Below are 15,595 nucleotides of genomic sequence, written 5' to 3' on the forward strand. Positions count from 1 at the left end.
GATAGAATCGCGGCCCTTTTCGAGGCCCTTAGGGCGCCTCTTCAGTGAATATTATAGAGAGTGAGTTTGTATGCCTTCTGTACGCGTTCGTGACAACGAGCCTTTTGAAGTTGCGGTCCGCCGCTTCAAGCGCACCTGCGAGAAAGCTGGCGTCCTGACCGATCTGCGCAAGCACGAGTATTTCGAAAAGCCGAGCCAGGAACGCAAGCGCAAGCGCGCTGCTGCGGTCAAGCGCCAGGCCAAGAAGGTCCAGCGCGAATCGAATCGCCGTATCCGCCTGTTCTAATTCGGCGGTTTCGTTTGGCGGTAAGCAGACTGCGGCCCAAGGCCGCTTTTTGCATTTCTGAGAATTTCCAAAATGTCCGAACTCGCCACCCGCATTACTGAAGACGTCAAAGGTGCCATGCGCGCCGGCGACAAGGCGCGCCTCTCGGTGCTGCGCATGCTGCAAGCCGAGCTCAAGCAGCGTGAAGTGGTCGAATCCACGCAGCTGACCGACGCCGTGGTCCAGGCCGCAGTCGAAAAAATGGTCAAGCAGCGTCGCGATTCAGAAAACCAGTTCCGCAACGGCAACCGCCCCGACCTCGCCGACAAGGAAGCCTCGGAAATCGAGGTGTTGATCGGCTACCTGCCGCAGCAGCTGAGCGACGCCGAAGTGGCCGCCCTGCTCGACCAGGCGATTGCAGAGACTGGCGCCAGCGGCGGCAAAGACATGGGCAAAGTCATGGGCTGGATCAAACCCAAGGCCCAAGGCCGCACCGATATGGGCAAGCTGTCCGGCCTGATCAAGGCACGTCTGGGCTAATCCAGACCCGGACTGTTTTCCGATCGTTCAGGGCGATTTCCGCCTCAGGGGCAACCTCCTGCAGCGGCGCACTGGAAACTGCGCACTGGACACTGGACACTGCCGTTCATGGCCGGACGCATCCCCGATTCCTTCATTCATGATCTGCTCGCACGAACCGATATCGTCGAGCTGATCGGCTCGCGCGTGGAACTCAAGCGCGCGGGCAGGGAATTGCGCGGCCTGTCGCCGTTTACCAGCGAGAAGAGCCCGTCGTTCTTCGTCTCGCCGGTCAAGCAGATGTTCTTTGACTTCAGCTCCGGCAAGAACGGCAACGCCATCGGCTTTCTGATGGAATTCGATCGCCTGTCGTTCGTCGAGGCGGTCGAGGAGCTGGCACGCCGCGCCGGCGTCGAGGTTCCGCACGAAGGCGGCCACCAACCGCATGTGGTCATGGATGGCCCCCTCGACGCACTGGCCGCCGCGCAGCGCTTCTTCTCCGAACAGCTGCGCAAGCACAGCGAAGCGGTCGCCTATCTGAAGAAGCGCGGCGTCACCGGCGAGACCGCCAAACGCTTCGGCATCGGCTTTGCCCCCGAATCGTGGAACGCGCTGACAGATTTTTTGAAGGAGACCCGGCATGCGATCGACGCCGGCCTGCTGATCGAAAAGGAAGGCGGCGGGCGGCCCTATGACCGCTTTCGCAACCGCGTGATGTTTCCGATTCGCGATGGCCGCGGCCGCGTCATCGGTTTCGGCGGCCGGACACTCGGCAACGATCCGGCCAAATACCTGAATTCACCCGAAACGCCGCTTTTCCACAAAGGACGCAACCTCTACGGCCTGTACGAGGCGCGTCAGGCGACGACCAGTGCACTGCCGTATCTGATCGTGGTCGAAGGCTACATGGATGTGGTGATGCTGTCGCAGCACGGCATCACCGAGGCCGTCGCGACGCTGGGCACTGCAACGACGCGCGAGCATCTGCAGCTGCTGTTCAAGCAGACCAGCAAGGTGGTGTTCTGCTTCGACGGCGACCGCGCCGGCCGTGCAGCGGCCTGGCGCGCACTGGATCAGGTCCTGCCCGAGCTGTTTGAAGGCCGCGAGTGCGTGTTCATGTTCCTGCCGGATGGCCATGACCCCGACACGCTGGTGCAGGAAATCGGCGCCGACGCCTTTCGCGCACGCATCGAGCAGGCCTCACCGCTATCCGAGTTTCTGCTCGGCGAGCTATCACGCCAGGTCAATCTGGGCAGCCTCGAAGGCCGCGCACGCCTGGTGGCACTGTGCAAGCCCTATCTGGAAAAACTGCGGGAAGGCACCTTGCGCACGCTGATGAGCGACCAGCTGGCGCGGCTGGCCCGACTGGAACGCGCCGATATTGAAGCCAGCCTGGCCGGGCGCACTCCGCAAGCCGAACCCGCCGTCGCGAAACCCGCGAGCACACAGAAAGTGTCACGACTGGTTCGCCGCAGCCTTGAAATTCTGCTGCACCGCCCTGATCTTGCGGAACAGGTCGGCGATGTTCACCTGCTGGAGCAGTCTGAAGTCGCCGGTGTTTCCCTGTTGGTCGAGACCATCGATTATCTGCACAGCCATCCGGACGCCACGGCTGCCACTCTGATCCAGCAACTGGGCGGCGCCAAGGGCGCCTATCTGCAGAAGCTGCTGATGAGCGATACCGAGCACCCCGACTACGGCATGCCGTTGTCGGAACGGGTTGGCGATGAGGGTCTCGTCCAGGAGTTTGGCAGTCTGGCGCTGCAGCTGCGTGAACGCGGCATTGATCAACGAATCAATTACTTTATGAACCACGCGCAGGACCTTAGCGAAACCGAGATCCGCGAGTGGAAAATGCTGGTCCAATCGCGCAAGCGCATTGACCGTGATGTATAATGCGCAGTTCTGCGACCCATTCCCGGGTTCATCTGATTGAGTCACCGCCACATGAGCAAAACTGAGAAAGCAGACCCGGTCTCCGCCTTGGAAAGGCAGGCCCAGAAGCAATCCCAGATCAAGGTCCTAATCGCACTCGGCAAGGAAAAGGCCTACCTGACCTACGCCGAAGTTGCTGACCATCTGCCCGAGATTGTCGATACCGAGCAGATCGAAGACATCATCAGCATGATCCAGGCGATGGGCATCCCGGTTCACGAGGAAGCCCCCGAGGAAGATCAGCAGCTGTTCTCCGAACCCGCGGCCGTTGCGACCAACGAGGAAGAGGAAGAGGCCGCTGAGGAAGCCGCTGCCGCGATTGCCGCACTGGACGATCAGTTTGGCCGCACCACCGACCCCGTGCGCATGTACATGCGCGAGATGGGCTCGGTTGAACTGCTCGACCGCGAAGGCGAAATCCGCATCGCCAAGCGCATCGAGGAAGGCCTCAACGAGGCCATGTTCGCGATGGCGCAGTACCCCGAAACGGTCGCGATCCTGCTCGAGTCTTTCGAGATGTACAAGCAGGGCAACAAGCGCTTGGCCGATATCGTGTCGGGATTCTTCGATCCGAACGCCGAAGATGTGATTCCGCCGCCGGCACCGCCTGCGTCCGCCGCCGCTGACGATGACAGCGATGACGAGGATGAAGACGGAGACGAGGAAGAAGAAGCGCAGGACACCGGCCCCGATCCGGTCCTGACGGCCGAGAAGTTCGCCGACCTGCAGAAACTCTACGACAAAGCCTGGGACGCCCTGTTGAAGATGGGCAGCGGCCATCCGAAAACCCAGGAGAAGCGCGAGGCTGTGGCCGAACACATCATGGGCTTCAAGCTGTCGCCCAAGATCGTTGATGAGGTCGCACAGAACCTGCGCCGCAAGATCGACACGGTGCGTCGCACCGAGCGCATGATCATGCGCATCTGCGTATCCGATGCCGGCATGGGTCGTGACGAGTTCCTCAAGCTGTATCGCGAGGGCGGTGGCGCCACCAGCGACGAGTGGATCAACAAGGCGATCCGCGCCAAGCGCAAGTATTCCTCCGAGCTGAATGCACGCAAGGACGAAATCGTTGCGCTGCAGGAAACCCTGAAGAAGATGGAAGGCGACAATCTGTTGTCGCTGGACGAGATCAAGGACATCAACCGGCGCATGAACGTCGGCGAGGCCAAGGCCCGCCGCGCCAAGAAGGAAATGGTCGAGGCCAACCTGCGTCTGGTGATCTCGATTGCCAAGAAGTACACGAACCGCGGCCTGCAGTTCCTTGACCTGATCCAGGAAGGCAACATCGGCCTGATGAAGGCGGTCGACAAGTTCGAGTACCGCCGCGGCTACAAGTTCTCGACCTATGCGACGTGGTGGATCCGCCAGGCCATCACCCGCTCGATCGCCGATCAGGCACGCACCATCCGTATCCCGGTGCACATGATCGAGACGATCAACAAGCTCAACCGTATCAGTCGGCAGATGCTGCAGGAAATGGGTCGCGAGCCGACTCCGGAAGAGCTGGCGACGAAGATGGAGATGCCCGAGGACAAGATCCGCAAGGTGCTCAAGATCGCCAAGGAACCGATCTCGATGGAAACCCCGATCGGCGACGACGAGGATTCGCATCTGGGCGACTTCATCGAAGACACCGCGGCGGTGTCTCCGGTCGAGTCAGCAACTTCGCAGTCACTGGCCGAGGCCACGCACCAGATTCTCGCCAGCCTGACCCCGCGGGAGGCCAAGGTGCTGCGGATGCGCTTCGGCATCGACATGACCACGGATCACACGCTGGAAGAAGTCGGCAAGCAGTTCGACGTGACCCGCGAGCGCATCCGTCAGATCGAGGCCAAAGCGCTGCGCAAGCTGCGCCATCCGAGCCGTGCCAACTATCTGCGCAGCTTCCTCGACGAATAGCCTGCGCACTGCAACAAAGAGCCCCGCTCGAAGCGGGGCTTTTTGTTGGGGGGCGTCGCGACAGCGACAACGCCCCGTACGCCTTTATCAGGATCAGAACGCGATGCGCACACCGGTGCGGATGTCGCCGAGCTTCTGATCGATATCGCGGTCACCGGTCAGGCTCGAATAACGATAGTCCACGAAAATGCCCGAACCACCGCTGACAGTCAGCAGGGCGCCGACCATGTATTCCATGCCGTCGCCGAAATCGCCGATGTCGATATAGCCAATTTCGGCATAAACGCCCAGCGCCTCGCTGAGCGCCCCGGCGGCACCGACATGGATGCCGTAGCCTGAGTCGTCGCGATCCGCGTTCAGAATCGTCGGCGAGCTTTCAAATTTGAAATCGACATATTCGCCGCGCACATAGAACGGGTTGTTCGCGCCCAGATCGAATCCGAGGCCGGCGCGGATTGCCGTCAGCTCGCCGTCAATCGACGTACCTTCCAGGCTGCTGTAGTCATTGGCCTGGTATTCGGCGGTGATGAAGCCGAGATCCGAGAACTGCATCTGCGCGCGACCACCGAAACCGTCGCCGCTGTCGTAAGCGTTGCCATCGACTTCCAGATCAGCAACGGCAACGTAGTAGGCATCAACAGCAACACCACCGGCGCTCGCCAAGGCAGGCGTTAACGCGAGTATCGACGCTCCAACCAGGGATTTTATTGTGCGCATCCTTCATCTCCTTGAACAATGCTGTCGCCCGGACAGGGCCAGGCAACTTTGGGGGGAATCACGAGTCGGCAGGCGTCGCGCTAACTCACCGGACGCTGCAGTGCCGACGGAATTTTCAGGCGACGATCAGAACCGGAATCGCAAGCCGGTGCGAATATCGGCAACGATGACATCCTGGTCAGCATCGTTGTTCAGGCGCGTTTCCTGATATTCGGCAAACACACTGAAATTGGCGTCCAGGTTGAGCGCGGCGCCAGCGACATACTCAAAACCGTTGCCTGCGTCGCCCACATCGAGATACCCGACACGAGCCTCGACGCTGAAGTACTTGAACAGGTCGAACTTGCCGCCCAGATGCACACCGAAGCCGTTGTCGTCACCGTTGCTGTTGACGAGGCCCAGTTCGTAGCGGACGTACTCAGCCAGCACATAGACCGGCAGGGTGCCGATGCTGTAACCCAGACCCGCGCGCAACTGGTCAAGATCCGGATCACCAACGCCCTGGTAGGTCGACGACTGATACTGCCCGGCGGCAAATACATGCTCGCCAAAGCTGTTCAACAGACGCACACCGAATGCGTCGCCTTCCTCGGACTCGATCGTGCCGAGAGGCCCATCAATCTCAAGACCCGAATCTGGTACCGCATAGATGTCGAACGCGTCGAACGCGCCTGCCTGCGCCACCAACGGCGATGTCAGCAGCAGGCTCACAAGCGCAAAGCGCAACGAATTCATATCTGATGTCCTCCGGGATTCTTCTGGTTAACCTCGGCCCGGACTCCCCCAGACCTAGGCGAAGTATAGCGAGGTCAGAGCCGTACCGAGACCTCAAAGCGCTCTGGGTAACGTAAGGCAACATCCAGTCCGTGCGTCGAGCTCAATACAAAAAAGGCGCGGTCATTGACCGCGCCCGAAAAACTGACGCCACAACCGGCGATTACTTTGCCGCAGCGTCTCCGACGCTCGGCGTATACAGCGGGCCGTCCTGCAGCGAGAAGTAATCGGCCAAGGCCTTGATCTCGTCGTCAGACAGCATCGCCGCCTGCGCGCCCATCACCGCATTCTTGCGCGTGCCCGCCTTGTATTCATGCAGGGCCTGCGCGAGGTAGTCGCCGTACTGGCCCGCCAGGACCGGGTAGGTCGGCGCAATCGGCTTGGCACCCGCTTCACCGTGACATGCCGTGCAGAGTGCTGCCTTTTCCGGCACCACGGCTTCGGCCGCAAAACTCGTCACAGGCGCCAAGACGAGCAGGGTCGTAATGATCGTACGCTTCATGATGACCTCAACGCGCCGGAGCAGTGGACAGGAACGCCGAGATATCGGCGATATCGGCATCCGACATGCTCGCTGCCTGCGCATGCATGGTGCCGTGTGCACGCTCACCCGAGCGATATGCCTTGAGTGCCGCTTCCAGATAGCCGGTGGGCTGACCGCCGACTTTCGGCACGCGGTAGGTCGGATACGCGTTGTTGTACTTCGGAATGCCGTGGCAACCCATGCAGGTATTGGCCTTGACGCGACCCGCCTCCGCATCGCCCTGAGCGAATGCAGCAGGCGCAGTCAACGCGGCGGCAAGGGCGACGATGCCCCAACGCGCATACTTCATAAATGGACTCCCCTCGGATTTAACGCTTGATCAGGGGCGTTATGTTCAAGGAAACGGCCGCTTGGGTCAACGCAGCCGATAATCAACTCCGAACTCTACCCCGCGCGGTGGAGCGAAACACTGGCGAACTGCTACTCTCGCGCCATCCGATAGTCCGGCCGCGTCACCTTCGCGCGTGGTCGCGCGCCCTTCCCTATCCCGCCAGCCCTATGCTCCAAGCCTGCCCGCCCCGAACCGCCGAATTGAAGCGGTGAGCACCATCCTTCAGCACGCCCCGCCCCCGGAGAGCCAGGAGTTCGCCGCGGTCGACCTGGGCTCGAACAGTTTTCACATGCTGGTGGCACGCGTCGAAAACGGCGCTGTCCAGGTGATCGATCGGCTGCGCGAACCGGTACGGCTAGCCGCGGGGCTGGACGCCGACAAGCGACTGCAACCCGAAGCCGCAGCGCGGGCATTGGCGTGCCTGCAGCGATTCGGTCAACGCCTGCGCGGCATTCCCGCCCACCAGGTCCGAGCGGTCGGCACCAACACCATGCGCAAGGTCCGCCGCAGCGGTGATTTCCACGCGGCTGCCGAAGCCGCGCTGGGCCACAACATCGAAGTCATTTCCGGCCTTGAAGAGGCGCGCCTGGTCTATGGCGGCGTCACCCACGGCATGGGCGATCAGCTGCCACGCCGACTGGTGGTCGATATCGGCGGCGGCAGTACCGAATTGATCATCGGGAGACGTGCGACGCCACGCGTGATGGAATCGGTCTCGCTTGGTTGCGTCGTGCATACCCAGCGCTTCTTCGACGACGGCGAGATCACGCCGGCGCGCTTCAAGCGCGCGCGTCTGGCCGCGCGGGTGGAACTGGAATTCCTCGAACGCCGCTACCGCAAGGCCGGCTGGGATGTGGCGATGGGTTCGTCCGGAACCATTCGCGGCATCTGGCGCGTGATGCTGGCGCAGCGCTGGACCGATCAGCACATCACACGCGCCGGCCTTGAGAAAGTCATCGAACTGGCACTGAGCCGCGATCACGTCGATCGCATTGATTTTGCCGGTCTGCGCGAGGATCGCCGCCCCGTCTTCATTGGCGGCCTTGCGGTACTGGCCGGCATCTTCGATTCTCTCGGCCTGAATGAACTGCGCACCTCCGATCGAGCCCTGCGCGAAGGCCTGATCTACGATCTGCTGGGACGTCTGTCCAATCACGACGTACGCGATGAGGCGGTCGAAGCCATGGCCCACCGCTACGGTGTCGACGCCGGACACGCCGACGACCTCACGCGAACCGCGCTGAAGCTGCTGGAGCAGGCGGCCAAACCCTGGAATCTGGACCTGGCCAATTCAAAGCGGTTACTGCGCTGGGCGGTCAAGCTGCATGAAGTGGGCCTGGTCATCACGCACAACGGTTACCACAAGCACAGCGGCTATATCGTGCGTAACAGCGACCTGCAGGGCTTTTCGCAGACCGACCAGAAACTGCTGGCAGCGTTGGTCCGCTTGCATCGTGGTCGCTTTGCGCTGGATGCATTCGACGACGTGCCGACGATCTGGGTCGAGCCGATCAAACGGCTGGCGATGATTCTGCGGCTAGCGTATCTGCTGCACCGCTCACGCACGCCCAAGGCGAGGCCGCCGGTGCGTTTGAGTGCCAACCGCCGCGGTTACGACGTCGCGTTCACGCAGAAGCGTTGGCTCGAGCGCCATCCACTGACCCGAGCCGACCTTGAGCGCGAGGCGGAAAACCTGGCACCTGCGCAGATCCGCCTGAAGCTGGTCGACTGAACGGCAATCCGCCTCGAAGGCCGGCTCAGCTTTCGTCCATCATGCGCCACTGAATCGGCTTGCCGCCGTCCGAATCCGGGCGTCGGTACGAGCCATCCGCCTGCAACACCCAGCTTTGCGCGGTGTCCTGCAGATAGGCTTCCAGATGTCCGACCACGCGGTCACGCAGCTTCTTGTCGAGAATCGGGAACGCGACTTCGACGCGGCGGAACAGATTGCGTTCCATCCAGTCGGCGCTCGACAGATACAGCTCGGCATCGCCATCGTTTTCGAAATAGTACGCACGGTGATGTTCAAGAAAGCGTCCGACGATTGAGCGCACGTGGATGTTGTCGGATAGACCGGGCACGCCGGGCCGCACGCTGCACATGCCACGCACGATCAGATCGATCTTCACCCCGGCCTGAGAAGCGCGGTACAACGCCTGGATGATCTCCGGCTCGACCAGTGAATTCATCTTGGCGACGATACGTGCCGGCTTGCCGGCCTTGGCATTGACCGTCTCGCGTTCGATCTTGGCATGCACCTGCTTGGCCAATGTGAACGGCGACTGCAGCAGGCGATGCAGCTTGATCACCTTACCCAGGCTGGTCAGCTGCAGGAAAACCGCATGCACGTCCTTGCAGATCTGCGGATCCGAGGTAAACAGGCCGTAATCGGTATAGATACGTGCAGTGCGCGGGTGGTAGTTGCCGGTGCCCAGATGCGCGTAATGGCGTAATGCCGCTCCACCCGACGCCGACTCCTCACGCCGCACCACCAGGCACATCTTGGCGTGGGTCTTGTACCCGACCACGCCATAGACCACGTGTGCGCCAACCTCCTGCAGCTGTTCGGCCAGATCGATGTTGGCCTCTTCGTCGAAGCGTGCACGCAGCTCGACAACGACCGTCACTTCCTTGCCGTTGCGCGCCGCCTCGATCAGGGCCTCGACCACCGCCGATTTGTCTCCAGTTCGATACAGGGTCTGCTTGATCGCCAGCACTCTCGGATCGCGCGCCGCGTGACGCAGGAAATCGACCACCGGCATGAACGAATCGTAGGGATGCTGCAACAGTTGGTCGCGTTCGCGGATCGCAGCAAACACGTCCGGCCCCGCCAGCCCCTTCGGCACGCGCGGTGTGAACGGCGCGTACTTCAGCTCCTGCCGGTCGATCAGGTCGGGAATTGTCATCAGACGATGCAGATTGACCGGACCATTGACCTGGTAGACGTCGGCCGGGGTGAGCTGGGCGACGTCCATGAGGTACTGCCACATCTGCTCCGGGCAGTTGTGCGCGACTTCGAGCCGCACGATGTCACCCCACTGGCGCTGCGACAACTCGCCTTCGAGCGCCTCCATCAGATCCTTGACCTCCTCCTCGTCGACCAGCAGATCGGAGTTCCGCGTCAACCGGAACTGATAGCAGCCCGTGGCTTCCATGCCGGGGAACAGGTCATCGACATAGGCGTGGATCACCGATGACAGAAACACGAAATCATGCGGCCCGGAGCCGTCCAGGCTCTGCGGCAACTGGATCACACGCGGCAGTGCGCGCGGTGCCTGCACGATGGCGAAGCCGGTATTGCGGCCGAAGGCGTCCTTGCCCGACAGCTGCACGATGAAGTTCAGCGACTTGTTCAGGATGCGGGGAAACGGGTGGGCCGGATCCAGACCGAGCGGTGACAGCACCGGCATCAACTCATTCTGGAAGTAGCTCTTGAGCCAGGCATCCTGATCCTGTGACCACTCGGAGCGGCGCAGGAAGCGGATCTGCGCCTGATCCAGTGCCGGGATCACGATCTCGTTGAACACGCGGTACTGCTCGTCGACCAGCTCATGCGCGCGCTTGCTGATCGCCGCCAGCGTTTCGCCCGGCGTCATGCCATCGGCACCGCGCTGTGCCGGGTTGAGCTCGGCCATCTGCTGCAGGCCGGCCACGCGCACTTCGAAGAACTCGTCGAGATTCGAGCTCGAGATGCACAGGAACTTCAGACGCTCCAGCAGCGGAATCGCCTCGTCCTTGGCCTGTTCCATGACGCGCCGGTTGAACTCCAGCAGCGACAGCTCACGATTCAGAAACAGGTCGTTGGCCGAGAGTTCCAGCTCCGGGGGCTTGTTACTCATAAATTGTCAGGACGATTGAGGTCGTCCTGACAGCATATGTCAGGCCGTTGTCGCTTGCGTTACAGCCTCGCCAACGGTGGGCACCGGCTCGACCGGCGGCGCGGCGCGCTGCTGGCGCAGCACCCGCGTCTGCGGCGGCGCACCGGTGATCAGGCGATCCCCTTCCTTGCGCGTGAAGTACTTCCAGCTCCACTGCAGAAACACCCGCACGCGTTGCTCTGCGTCGATCAGCGACATCACATGGATGAATGCCCAGACCAACCAGGCGAACGTCCCGCTGGTGCGGAAAATCCGCAGATCGCCGACCGCCTTGTTCATGCCGATGACCGCCATGCTGCCGTAATCGCGATAGCGGAATGGCTTGGGGGCCGGCTTGCCGGCAAGGCGACGACGGATCACGTTGGCAACATAGCGGCCCTGCTGGATCGCCGCCTGCGCCAGCCCCGGCACATCGCGCCCCTTGGCATCGGTCAGCCGTGCCAGATCGCCGATCACAAAGATTTCCGGATGCCCCGGCAGCGAACAGTCGCCGTTGACGGCAACGCGACCGCCGCGATCCAGCAGCACGCCGACGCGCTCGGCCAGGATCTCGCCGAAATATGAGGCCCGAACGCCGGCTGCCCACAGCACCGTATGCGTCTCGACCGTCTGCACCTCGTTGCCGCAACGCATACGGACATATTCCGGTCCGATGTCCTCAACCAGGGTCTGCGTCAGCACCGTCACCCCCAGTTCTTCGAGATGACGCCGCGCGGCCTTGCGCAAAGAATCGGCGTAGACCGGCAACACTTCCGGCGCGCCTTCGACCAGCAGGATGCGTGCACTACGAGGATCGATATTGCGGAAATCGTCAACCATCGTCTTGTGCGCCAGCTCGCCGATCGCTCCAGCCAGTTCGACGCCGGTGGGGCCCGCACCGACGATGACGAAGGTCAGCAGGCGCGCACGTTCCTCAGGATCTTTGGTCGCCTCTGCCAGCTCGAAGGCCTGGAACAGACGACGGCGAATCTCCAGTGCATGCTCGACAGTCTTCAGCCCGGGCGCGTACTGGCGCCAGCTGTCGCGTCCGAAATAATGATGCTTGACGCCGGTCGAGACGATCAGGGTGTCGTAGTGCACGCTGCCATGCTCGTGCCGCAGCAGGCGCTGCTCCGGATCGAGTTCATAGGCCGTCGATGCCAGACATTCGACGTTGCGGTACTTGCGCAGCACCACGCGATGCGGAATCGCGATATCGCCCGGCGGGATTGCTCCGGTCGCCACCTGGTACAGCAGCGGCTGGAACAGCTGGAAGTTGCGCTTGTCCAGCAAGGTCACGCGACAGCCGCTGCGACGCAGCGCCTGCGCTGCGTGAAGACCGCCGAAGCCGCCCCCAACGATCACGACATGATGTTGATTTTCCACAGATATCCCGGAAATTCCTGAAAAAATGCTGCACTGCAGCGTAAAAGCCTAGCGGCTGGCTCAGCACAGCACAATCACAGGGGGCTGTTAGGCAGGCTGGAAACAGACCGCATATCCAGCGCCACGCGCGCCTGAACCCGGCGCGTCATGCCCGCGCGACACATTGATCGGAAGGCGCGGTTCGCGAAGCGTCTGCGGCGACACTGCGCGCCACCGTCAGCGAACCCGCCAGCGACTCAGATCTCCAGCGCCTCGCGGGCGTAGCGCCGGCGCAGCCAGCGCTCCTGCAGCACATAGCGCGCGACCTGGGCGATGTCGTGAATGTAGCCGGCATTGACCGCGCCGCCGATGACCGCGCCGATCACGGGCACCGCGCCCTTGGCCTTGCGCGTCCCCACATGCGTCCCGATCCGCGCCGCCAGCGCCTGCATGCTGAACTGCGCGGCATCCTTGGCCATTTCGCGCTCGGCGACGCGCTCCACGCCGTCGCGCCACGCCGCGTCCAGCAAGGCATGATTGCCGCGCAGCGCCGCGAATGCCGCCTGCTTCTCCTCCATGCTGTTGGCCGACGCCAGTGCGAACACGCCGATCGACAGCGCGCGATCATCACTCTCGCACCAGTCTTCGCCGTAGCAATAGGCGCTGCGATGGATCGTGCGCAATGCGAGGGTCAGCAGGCTCGGCACGTCGGCCACCATGCCGACGGCACCGCCGACACCCAGCGCGGCACCGCCTGCACCGGCCATCAGCATCGCGCGCCGCTCGATCCGTCGCGCCAGCTGATCGCACTGCTCCAGCGAGCGCTGCGCCAGCTGCTCCAGGGTCTCGGCCCCGGCCGCGCGCAGCACGTCGCGACGGCCGGACACGCGCCCGGCCAGGCGATCCAGGGTGCGCAGCGACGCACGCAGCGCTTCAACCGGCACCAGACGTTGCGCGGCGAACGCGGCAACGCGACTCGGCCGCGACATCACCCGCGTACCCCAATCCGGGGGAGCGGCATGCCAGCTGCGGATTTCGGCCAGACGCTGCTGCTCGTACGGGGTCAGGTGGGCCAAGGGCACTACCACCGCTGACGCGGCTTGAACGGGAAGCTGACTCATCACGAAATATTATTGTGTAAGAGACTCCGGCCTCCAGTGTAGTCCGCCGGAGCGTCGACCAGCGGCGCCCCGGAGCCCTCGGCCGCTCCGGGCAGAAATACGGCCTCCCGCACTACACTAGCGCGATGTGTCTGATTGCCCTGGCGCTCGATGCGCACCCCCGTTATTCCCTGGTCGTCGCCGCCAACCGCGACGAATTCCATCAGCGCCCGGCGGCGCCCGCCAGCTACTGGGACGACGCCCCGAAGATCTTCGGCGGGCGTGACCTGCAGCAGCACGGCAGCTGGTTCGCTCTGACCACGGACGGACGCTGGTCGGCCGTGACCAATGTGCGACGCATGGTCCCCCCGGACCCCCGAGCACCGTCACGCGGGGCGCTGGTCGCCGAGTTTCTGCGCAGCGACGAATCGCCCGCCGCCTATGCGGAGCGTCTGGCGCCTGACGCCCCACGCTACGCCGGATTCAATCTGCTGCTGGGCGATCATCGCTCGGTGCACTACGCCAGCAATCAGCACGATCACTATCGCAGCGAGGCGCTCAACGCCGGCGTGCATGCGGTCAGCAACGCCAGCCTCGACACACCGTGGCCCAAGCTGGTACGCCTGCGCGACCAGCTGGCGCAGTGGTGCACGCACGGTGACGACGATCTGGAGCCGCTGTTCGCGTCCCTGCAGGACCGGCGTCAGCCCGCCGACGCCGAGCTGCCGGATACCGGCGTCGGCCTGGAAATGGAGCGCCTGCTGTCGTCGCCGTTCATCGTCAGCGAACGTTACGGCACCCGCGCCTGCACCGTGCTGGCGGTAACGCGCGACGGTCAGGTGCGATTTCATGAACGCCGCTACGGTCCGCTGGCTGCGCCGCAGGGTGAAACCGTAGAACGCCTGCAGCTCAAGGTCTGAAGCGTGGACGCCGCCGCGCTGGACGACGCAGTACGACGGCATTTTGCGATCGCTGCCGCTCACCCCGACGGCTTGAGCCTGGGCATTCTGGACTCGCCGCTGGGTCCACTACTGGCGGCTACCGATCATGCGGCCGTAGTGTTGCTGGAGTTTGCCGAACCGGCGCGACTGGATCGTCAGCTGCAGCGCCTGCGCCTGCATTTCCCGATGGCAGCCTCGCTCCGGGATTCACCTCTGTTGGGCCAGCTGAAACGCGAGCTGCAGCAGTATTTCGACGGCACGCGAACCCGCTTCGATGTCCCCCTGAGCTTTCCGGGCACGCCGTTCCAGCGTCGCGTCTGGCAACAATTGCTGACGATTCCATACGGCGAGACTCGCGCCTACGAAGATCTCGCCGCAGAACTGGGCGCGGTCAGCGCCGCACGTGCAGTCGGTACCGCCAACGGCAGCAACCGCTTGGCGATCCTGATCCCCTGCCATCGCGTGGTGAACAAGAACGGCAGCCTTGGCGGTTATGGCGGCGGACTCTGGCGCAAACAGCATCTGCTGACGCTGGAATCGGCGCAGCGAAGTCTGCTCTGAATCCAGCGCGACTCAGCGCAGACGCAAACCGCCGTCGACCGGCAGAATTGCACCGGTGATGTAGGCTGCGTCCGCAGACAGCAGAAAGCGCACTGCGCGCGCGATTTCATCGCCACCGCCCAGACGCGCCAATGGAATGCGCGCCAGTTCGGCCCGCTGCTCCGCGTCGCTGATCACACCGTTGCTGGCCCAGATCATGTGCCCCGGCGCGATCGCGTTGACACGAAAACGCGGCGCCAGCTCCAGCGCCAGGGTTTCGGTGAGCGACCACAACCCCGCCTTCGCGGCGAAATACGGCGCATAGCCGGACTGCGGGTGCGGCACCTGCGTATCGACAATGTTGACGATGGCCCCGCCGTCGCCCATGTGCGGCACGCAGGCCTGCGTCAGCAGCAACGGCGCGCGCAGATTGCTAGAGACCAGATCGTCGATCTGTAGTGCGTTGATCTGACCCACGGGCGTCGGGTAGTAGCTCGACGCGTTGTTGACCAGCGCGTCCAAGCGCGACCACTGCCCGGCCGCGCGCTGCGCCAGCGAGTCGATCGCGGCAGCATCGCTGAGATCAGCCGGCAGCGCCACCGCCGAATCGGCGCGCTGCGCACACAGCTCCGCAGTCAGCGCCGTCGCGGCATCCATCGAGCGATGCGCGTGGATGACCACGTTCCAGCCCGCCGCGTGCAGACAACGCGCTGTCGCCGCGCCGATGCGCCGTGCGGCGCCGGTGATCAAGACAACGGGAGGCAGAGTCACGGCACGTCCTTTATCCTTGCGCGTCATTTTTCGA

15 protein-coding genes are annotated in these 15,595 nt (G+C 63.1%); 7 read left to right on the top strand and 8 right to left on the bottom strand.

All coding sequences use genetic code 11. The features are described from left to right. Positions 1 to 70 precede the first annotated feature (70 nt). The 4 genes from rpsU (at position 71) to rpoD (ending at position 4,621) form a co-directional block, all read left to right on the top strand. Positions 71 to 286 (top strand): 30S ribosomal protein S21, encoded by a 216-nt coding sequence (rpsU, locus tag E4T66_RS11915; protein ID WP_136849264.1) that lies wholly within the window; start codon positions 71 to 73, stop codon positions 284 to 286. Between the two features lie 72 nt (positions 287 to 358). Next, entirely contained in the window at positions 359 to 805 is a 447-nt protein-coding gene (locus tag E4T66_RS11920) for a GatB/YqeY domain-containing protein (protein WP_136849265.1), read from the top strand. Positions 806 to 913: 108 nt separating this feature from the next. After that, on the top strand, positions 914 to 2,680 hold the full coding sequence (dnaG, locus tag E4T66_RS11925) for a DNA primase (RefSeq protein ID WP_136849266.1): 1,767 nt from the start codon (positions 914 to 916) through the stop codon (positions 2,678 to 2,680). Positions 2,681 to 2,731: 51 nt separating this feature from the next. Continuing rightward, a complete protein-coding gene (rpoD, locus tag E4T66_RS11930; RefSeq protein WP_136849267.1) occupies positions 2,732 to 4,621 on the top strand; it encodes an RNA polymerase sigma factor RpoD in 1,890 nt (629 codons plus the stop codon). A gap of 93 nt (positions 4,622 to 4,714) precedes the next feature. Here rpoD and E4T66_RS11935 read toward each other — a convergent pair whose 3' ends face one another. The 4 genes from E4T66_RS11935 to E4T66_RS11950 form a co-directional block, all read right to left on the bottom strand. Then, entirely contained in the window at positions 4,715 to 5,338 is a 624-nt protein-coding gene (locus E4T66_RS11935) for an outer membrane beta-barrel protein (RefSeq protein WP_136849268.1), read from the bottom strand. A gap of 126 nt (positions 5,339 to 5,464) precedes the next feature. Then, the gene (locus E4T66_RS11940) at positions 5,465 to 6,073 is read right to left on the bottom strand and encodes an outer membrane beta-barrel protein (RefSeq protein WP_136849269.1); all 609 of its coding nucleotides are present in this window, start codon (positions 6,071 to 6,073) and stop codon (positions 5,465 to 5,467) included. A 202-nt stretch (positions 6,074 to 6,275) separates the two neighbouring features. Beyond that, positions 6,276 to 6,614 (bottom strand): c-type cytochrome, encoded by a 339-nt coding sequence (locus tag E4T66_RS11945; protein WP_136849270.1) that lies wholly within the window; start codon positions 6,612 to 6,614, stop codon positions 6,276 to 6,278. Between the two features lie 7 nt (positions 6,615 to 6,621). Next, complete coding sequence (locus E4T66_RS11950; RefSeq protein WP_136849271.1) at positions 6,622 to 6,945, bottom strand: c-type cytochrome; 324 nt, start codon at positions 6,943 to 6,945, stop codon at positions 6,622 to 6,624. Positions 6,946 to 7,195: 250 nt separating this feature from the next. Between E4T66_RS11950 and ppx the strand changes: the two genes are divergently transcribed. Then, on the top strand, positions 7,196 to 8,719 hold the full coding sequence (ppx, locus tag E4T66_RS11955) for an exopolyphosphatase (RefSeq protein WP_136849272.1): 1,524 nt from the start codon (positions 7,196 to 7,198) through the stop codon (positions 8,717 to 8,719). Between the two features lie 25 nt (positions 8,720 to 8,744). Here the strand turns inward: ppx and ppk1 are convergent, their stop codons facing one another. From ppk1 to E4T66_RS11970, 3 genes are all read right to left on the bottom strand, one after another. Then, on the bottom strand, positions 8,745 to 10,826 hold the full coding sequence (ppk1, locus tag E4T66_RS11960) for a polyphosphate kinase 1 (protein WP_136849273.1): 2,082 nt from the start codon (positions 10,824 to 10,826) through the stop codon (positions 8,745 to 8,747). Positions 10,827 to 10,865: 39 nt separating this feature from the next. Beyond that, the gene (locus E4T66_RS11965) at positions 10,866 to 12,230 is read right to left on the bottom strand and encodes an NAD(P)/FAD-dependent oxidoreductase (RefSeq protein WP_136849274.1); all 1,365 of its coding nucleotides are present in this window, start codon (positions 12,228 to 12,230) and stop codon (positions 10,866 to 10,868) included. 236 nt (positions 12,231 to 12,466) lie between these two features. Beyond that, positions 12,467 to 13,330 carry an EcsC family protein gene (locus E4T66_RS11970; protein WP_136849275.1) on the bottom strand — a complete coding sequence of 288 codons (864 nt, stop codon included), beginning with the start codon at positions 13,328 to 13,330 and terminating at the stop codon, positions 12,467 to 12,469. Between the two features lie 125 nt (positions 13,331 to 13,455). Here E4T66_RS11970 and E4T66_RS11975 point away from each other — a divergent pair, with 125 nt between their 5' ends. Together E4T66_RS11975 and E4T66_RS11980 are read left to right on the top strand one after the other, a co-directional pair. Next, a complete protein-coding gene (locus tag E4T66_RS11975) occupies positions 13,456 to 14,229 on the top strand; it encodes an NRDE family protein (RefSeq protein ID WP_136849276.1) in 774 nt (257 codons plus the stop codon). Between the two features lie 3 nt (positions 14,230 to 14,232). After that, on the top strand, positions 14,233 to 14,811 hold the full coding sequence (locus tag E4T66_RS11980) for a methylated-DNA--[protein]-cysteine S-methyltransferase (protein WP_136849277.1): 579 nt from the start codon (positions 14,233 to 14,235) through the stop codon (positions 14,809 to 14,811). A 12-nt stretch (positions 14,812 to 14,823) separates the two neighbouring features. On the opposite strand, the gene E4T66_RS11985 is transcribed toward E4T66_RS11980, so the two are convergent. Then, positions 14,824 to 15,588, bottom strand: coding sequence for a pteridine reductase (locus tag E4T66_RS11985; protein ID WP_136849278.1), 765 nt, complete (start codon positions 15,586 to 15,588; stop codon positions 14,824 to 14,826). Positions 15,589 to 15,595 lie beyond the last annotated feature (7 nt).

The sequence above is a fragment of the Sinimarinibacterium arenosum genome, from assembly GCF_005047655.1.
Lineage (GTDB): Bacteria > Pseudomonadota > Gammaproteobacteria > Nevskiales > Nevskiaceae > Solimonas.

Bases quoted from the DNA above. Each gene is read 5' to 3' on its own strand.
- E4T66_RS11985 (WP_136849278.1), bottom strand. From the start codon at position 15,588: ATGACGCGCAAGGATAAAGGACGTGCCGTGACTCTGCCTCCCGTTGTC.
- dnaG (WP_136849266.1), top strand. From the start codon at position 914: ATGGCCGGACGCATCCCCGATTCCTTCATTCATGATCTGCTCGCACGA.
- E4T66_RS11935 (WP_136849268.1), bottom strand. From the start codon at position 5,338: ATGCGCACAATAAAATCCCTGGTTGGAGCGTCGATACTCGCGTTAACG.
- E4T66_RS11945 (WP_136849270.1), bottom strand. From the start codon at position 6,614: ATGAAGCGTACGATCATTACGACCCTGCTCGTCTTGGCGCCTGTGACG.
- rpoD (WP_136849267.1), top strand. From the start codon at position 2,732: ATGAGCAAAACTGAGAAAGCAGACCCGGTCTCCGCCTTGGAAAGGCAG.
- E4T66_RS11920 (WP_136849265.1), top strand. From the start codon at position 359: ATGTCCGAACTCGCCACCCGCATTACTGAAGACGTCAAAGGTGCCATG.
- ppk1 (WP_136849273.1), bottom strand. From the start codon at position 10,826: ATGAGTAACAAGCCCCCGGAGCTGGAACTCTCGGCCAACGACCTGTTT.
- E4T66_RS11950 (WP_136849271.1), bottom strand. From the start codon at position 6,945: ATGAAGTATGCGCGTTGGGGCATCGTCGCCCTTGCCGCCGCGTTGACT.
- rpsU (WP_136849264.1), top strand. From the start codon at position 71: ATGCCTTCTGTACGCGTTCGTGACAACGAGCCTTTTGAAGTTGCGGTC.
- E4T66_RS11970 (WP_136849275.1), bottom strand. From the start codon at position 13,330: ATGAGTCAGCTTCCCGTTCAAGCCGCGTCAGCGGTGGTAGTGCCCTTG.
- E4T66_RS11975 (WP_136849276.1), top strand. From the start codon at position 13,456: ATGTGTCTGATTGCCCTGGCGCTCGATGCGCACCCCCGTTATTCCCTG.
- E4T66_RS11940 (WP_136849269.1), bottom strand. From the start codon at position 6,073: ATGAATTCGTTGCGCTTTGCGCTTGTGAGCCTGCTGCTGACATCGCCG.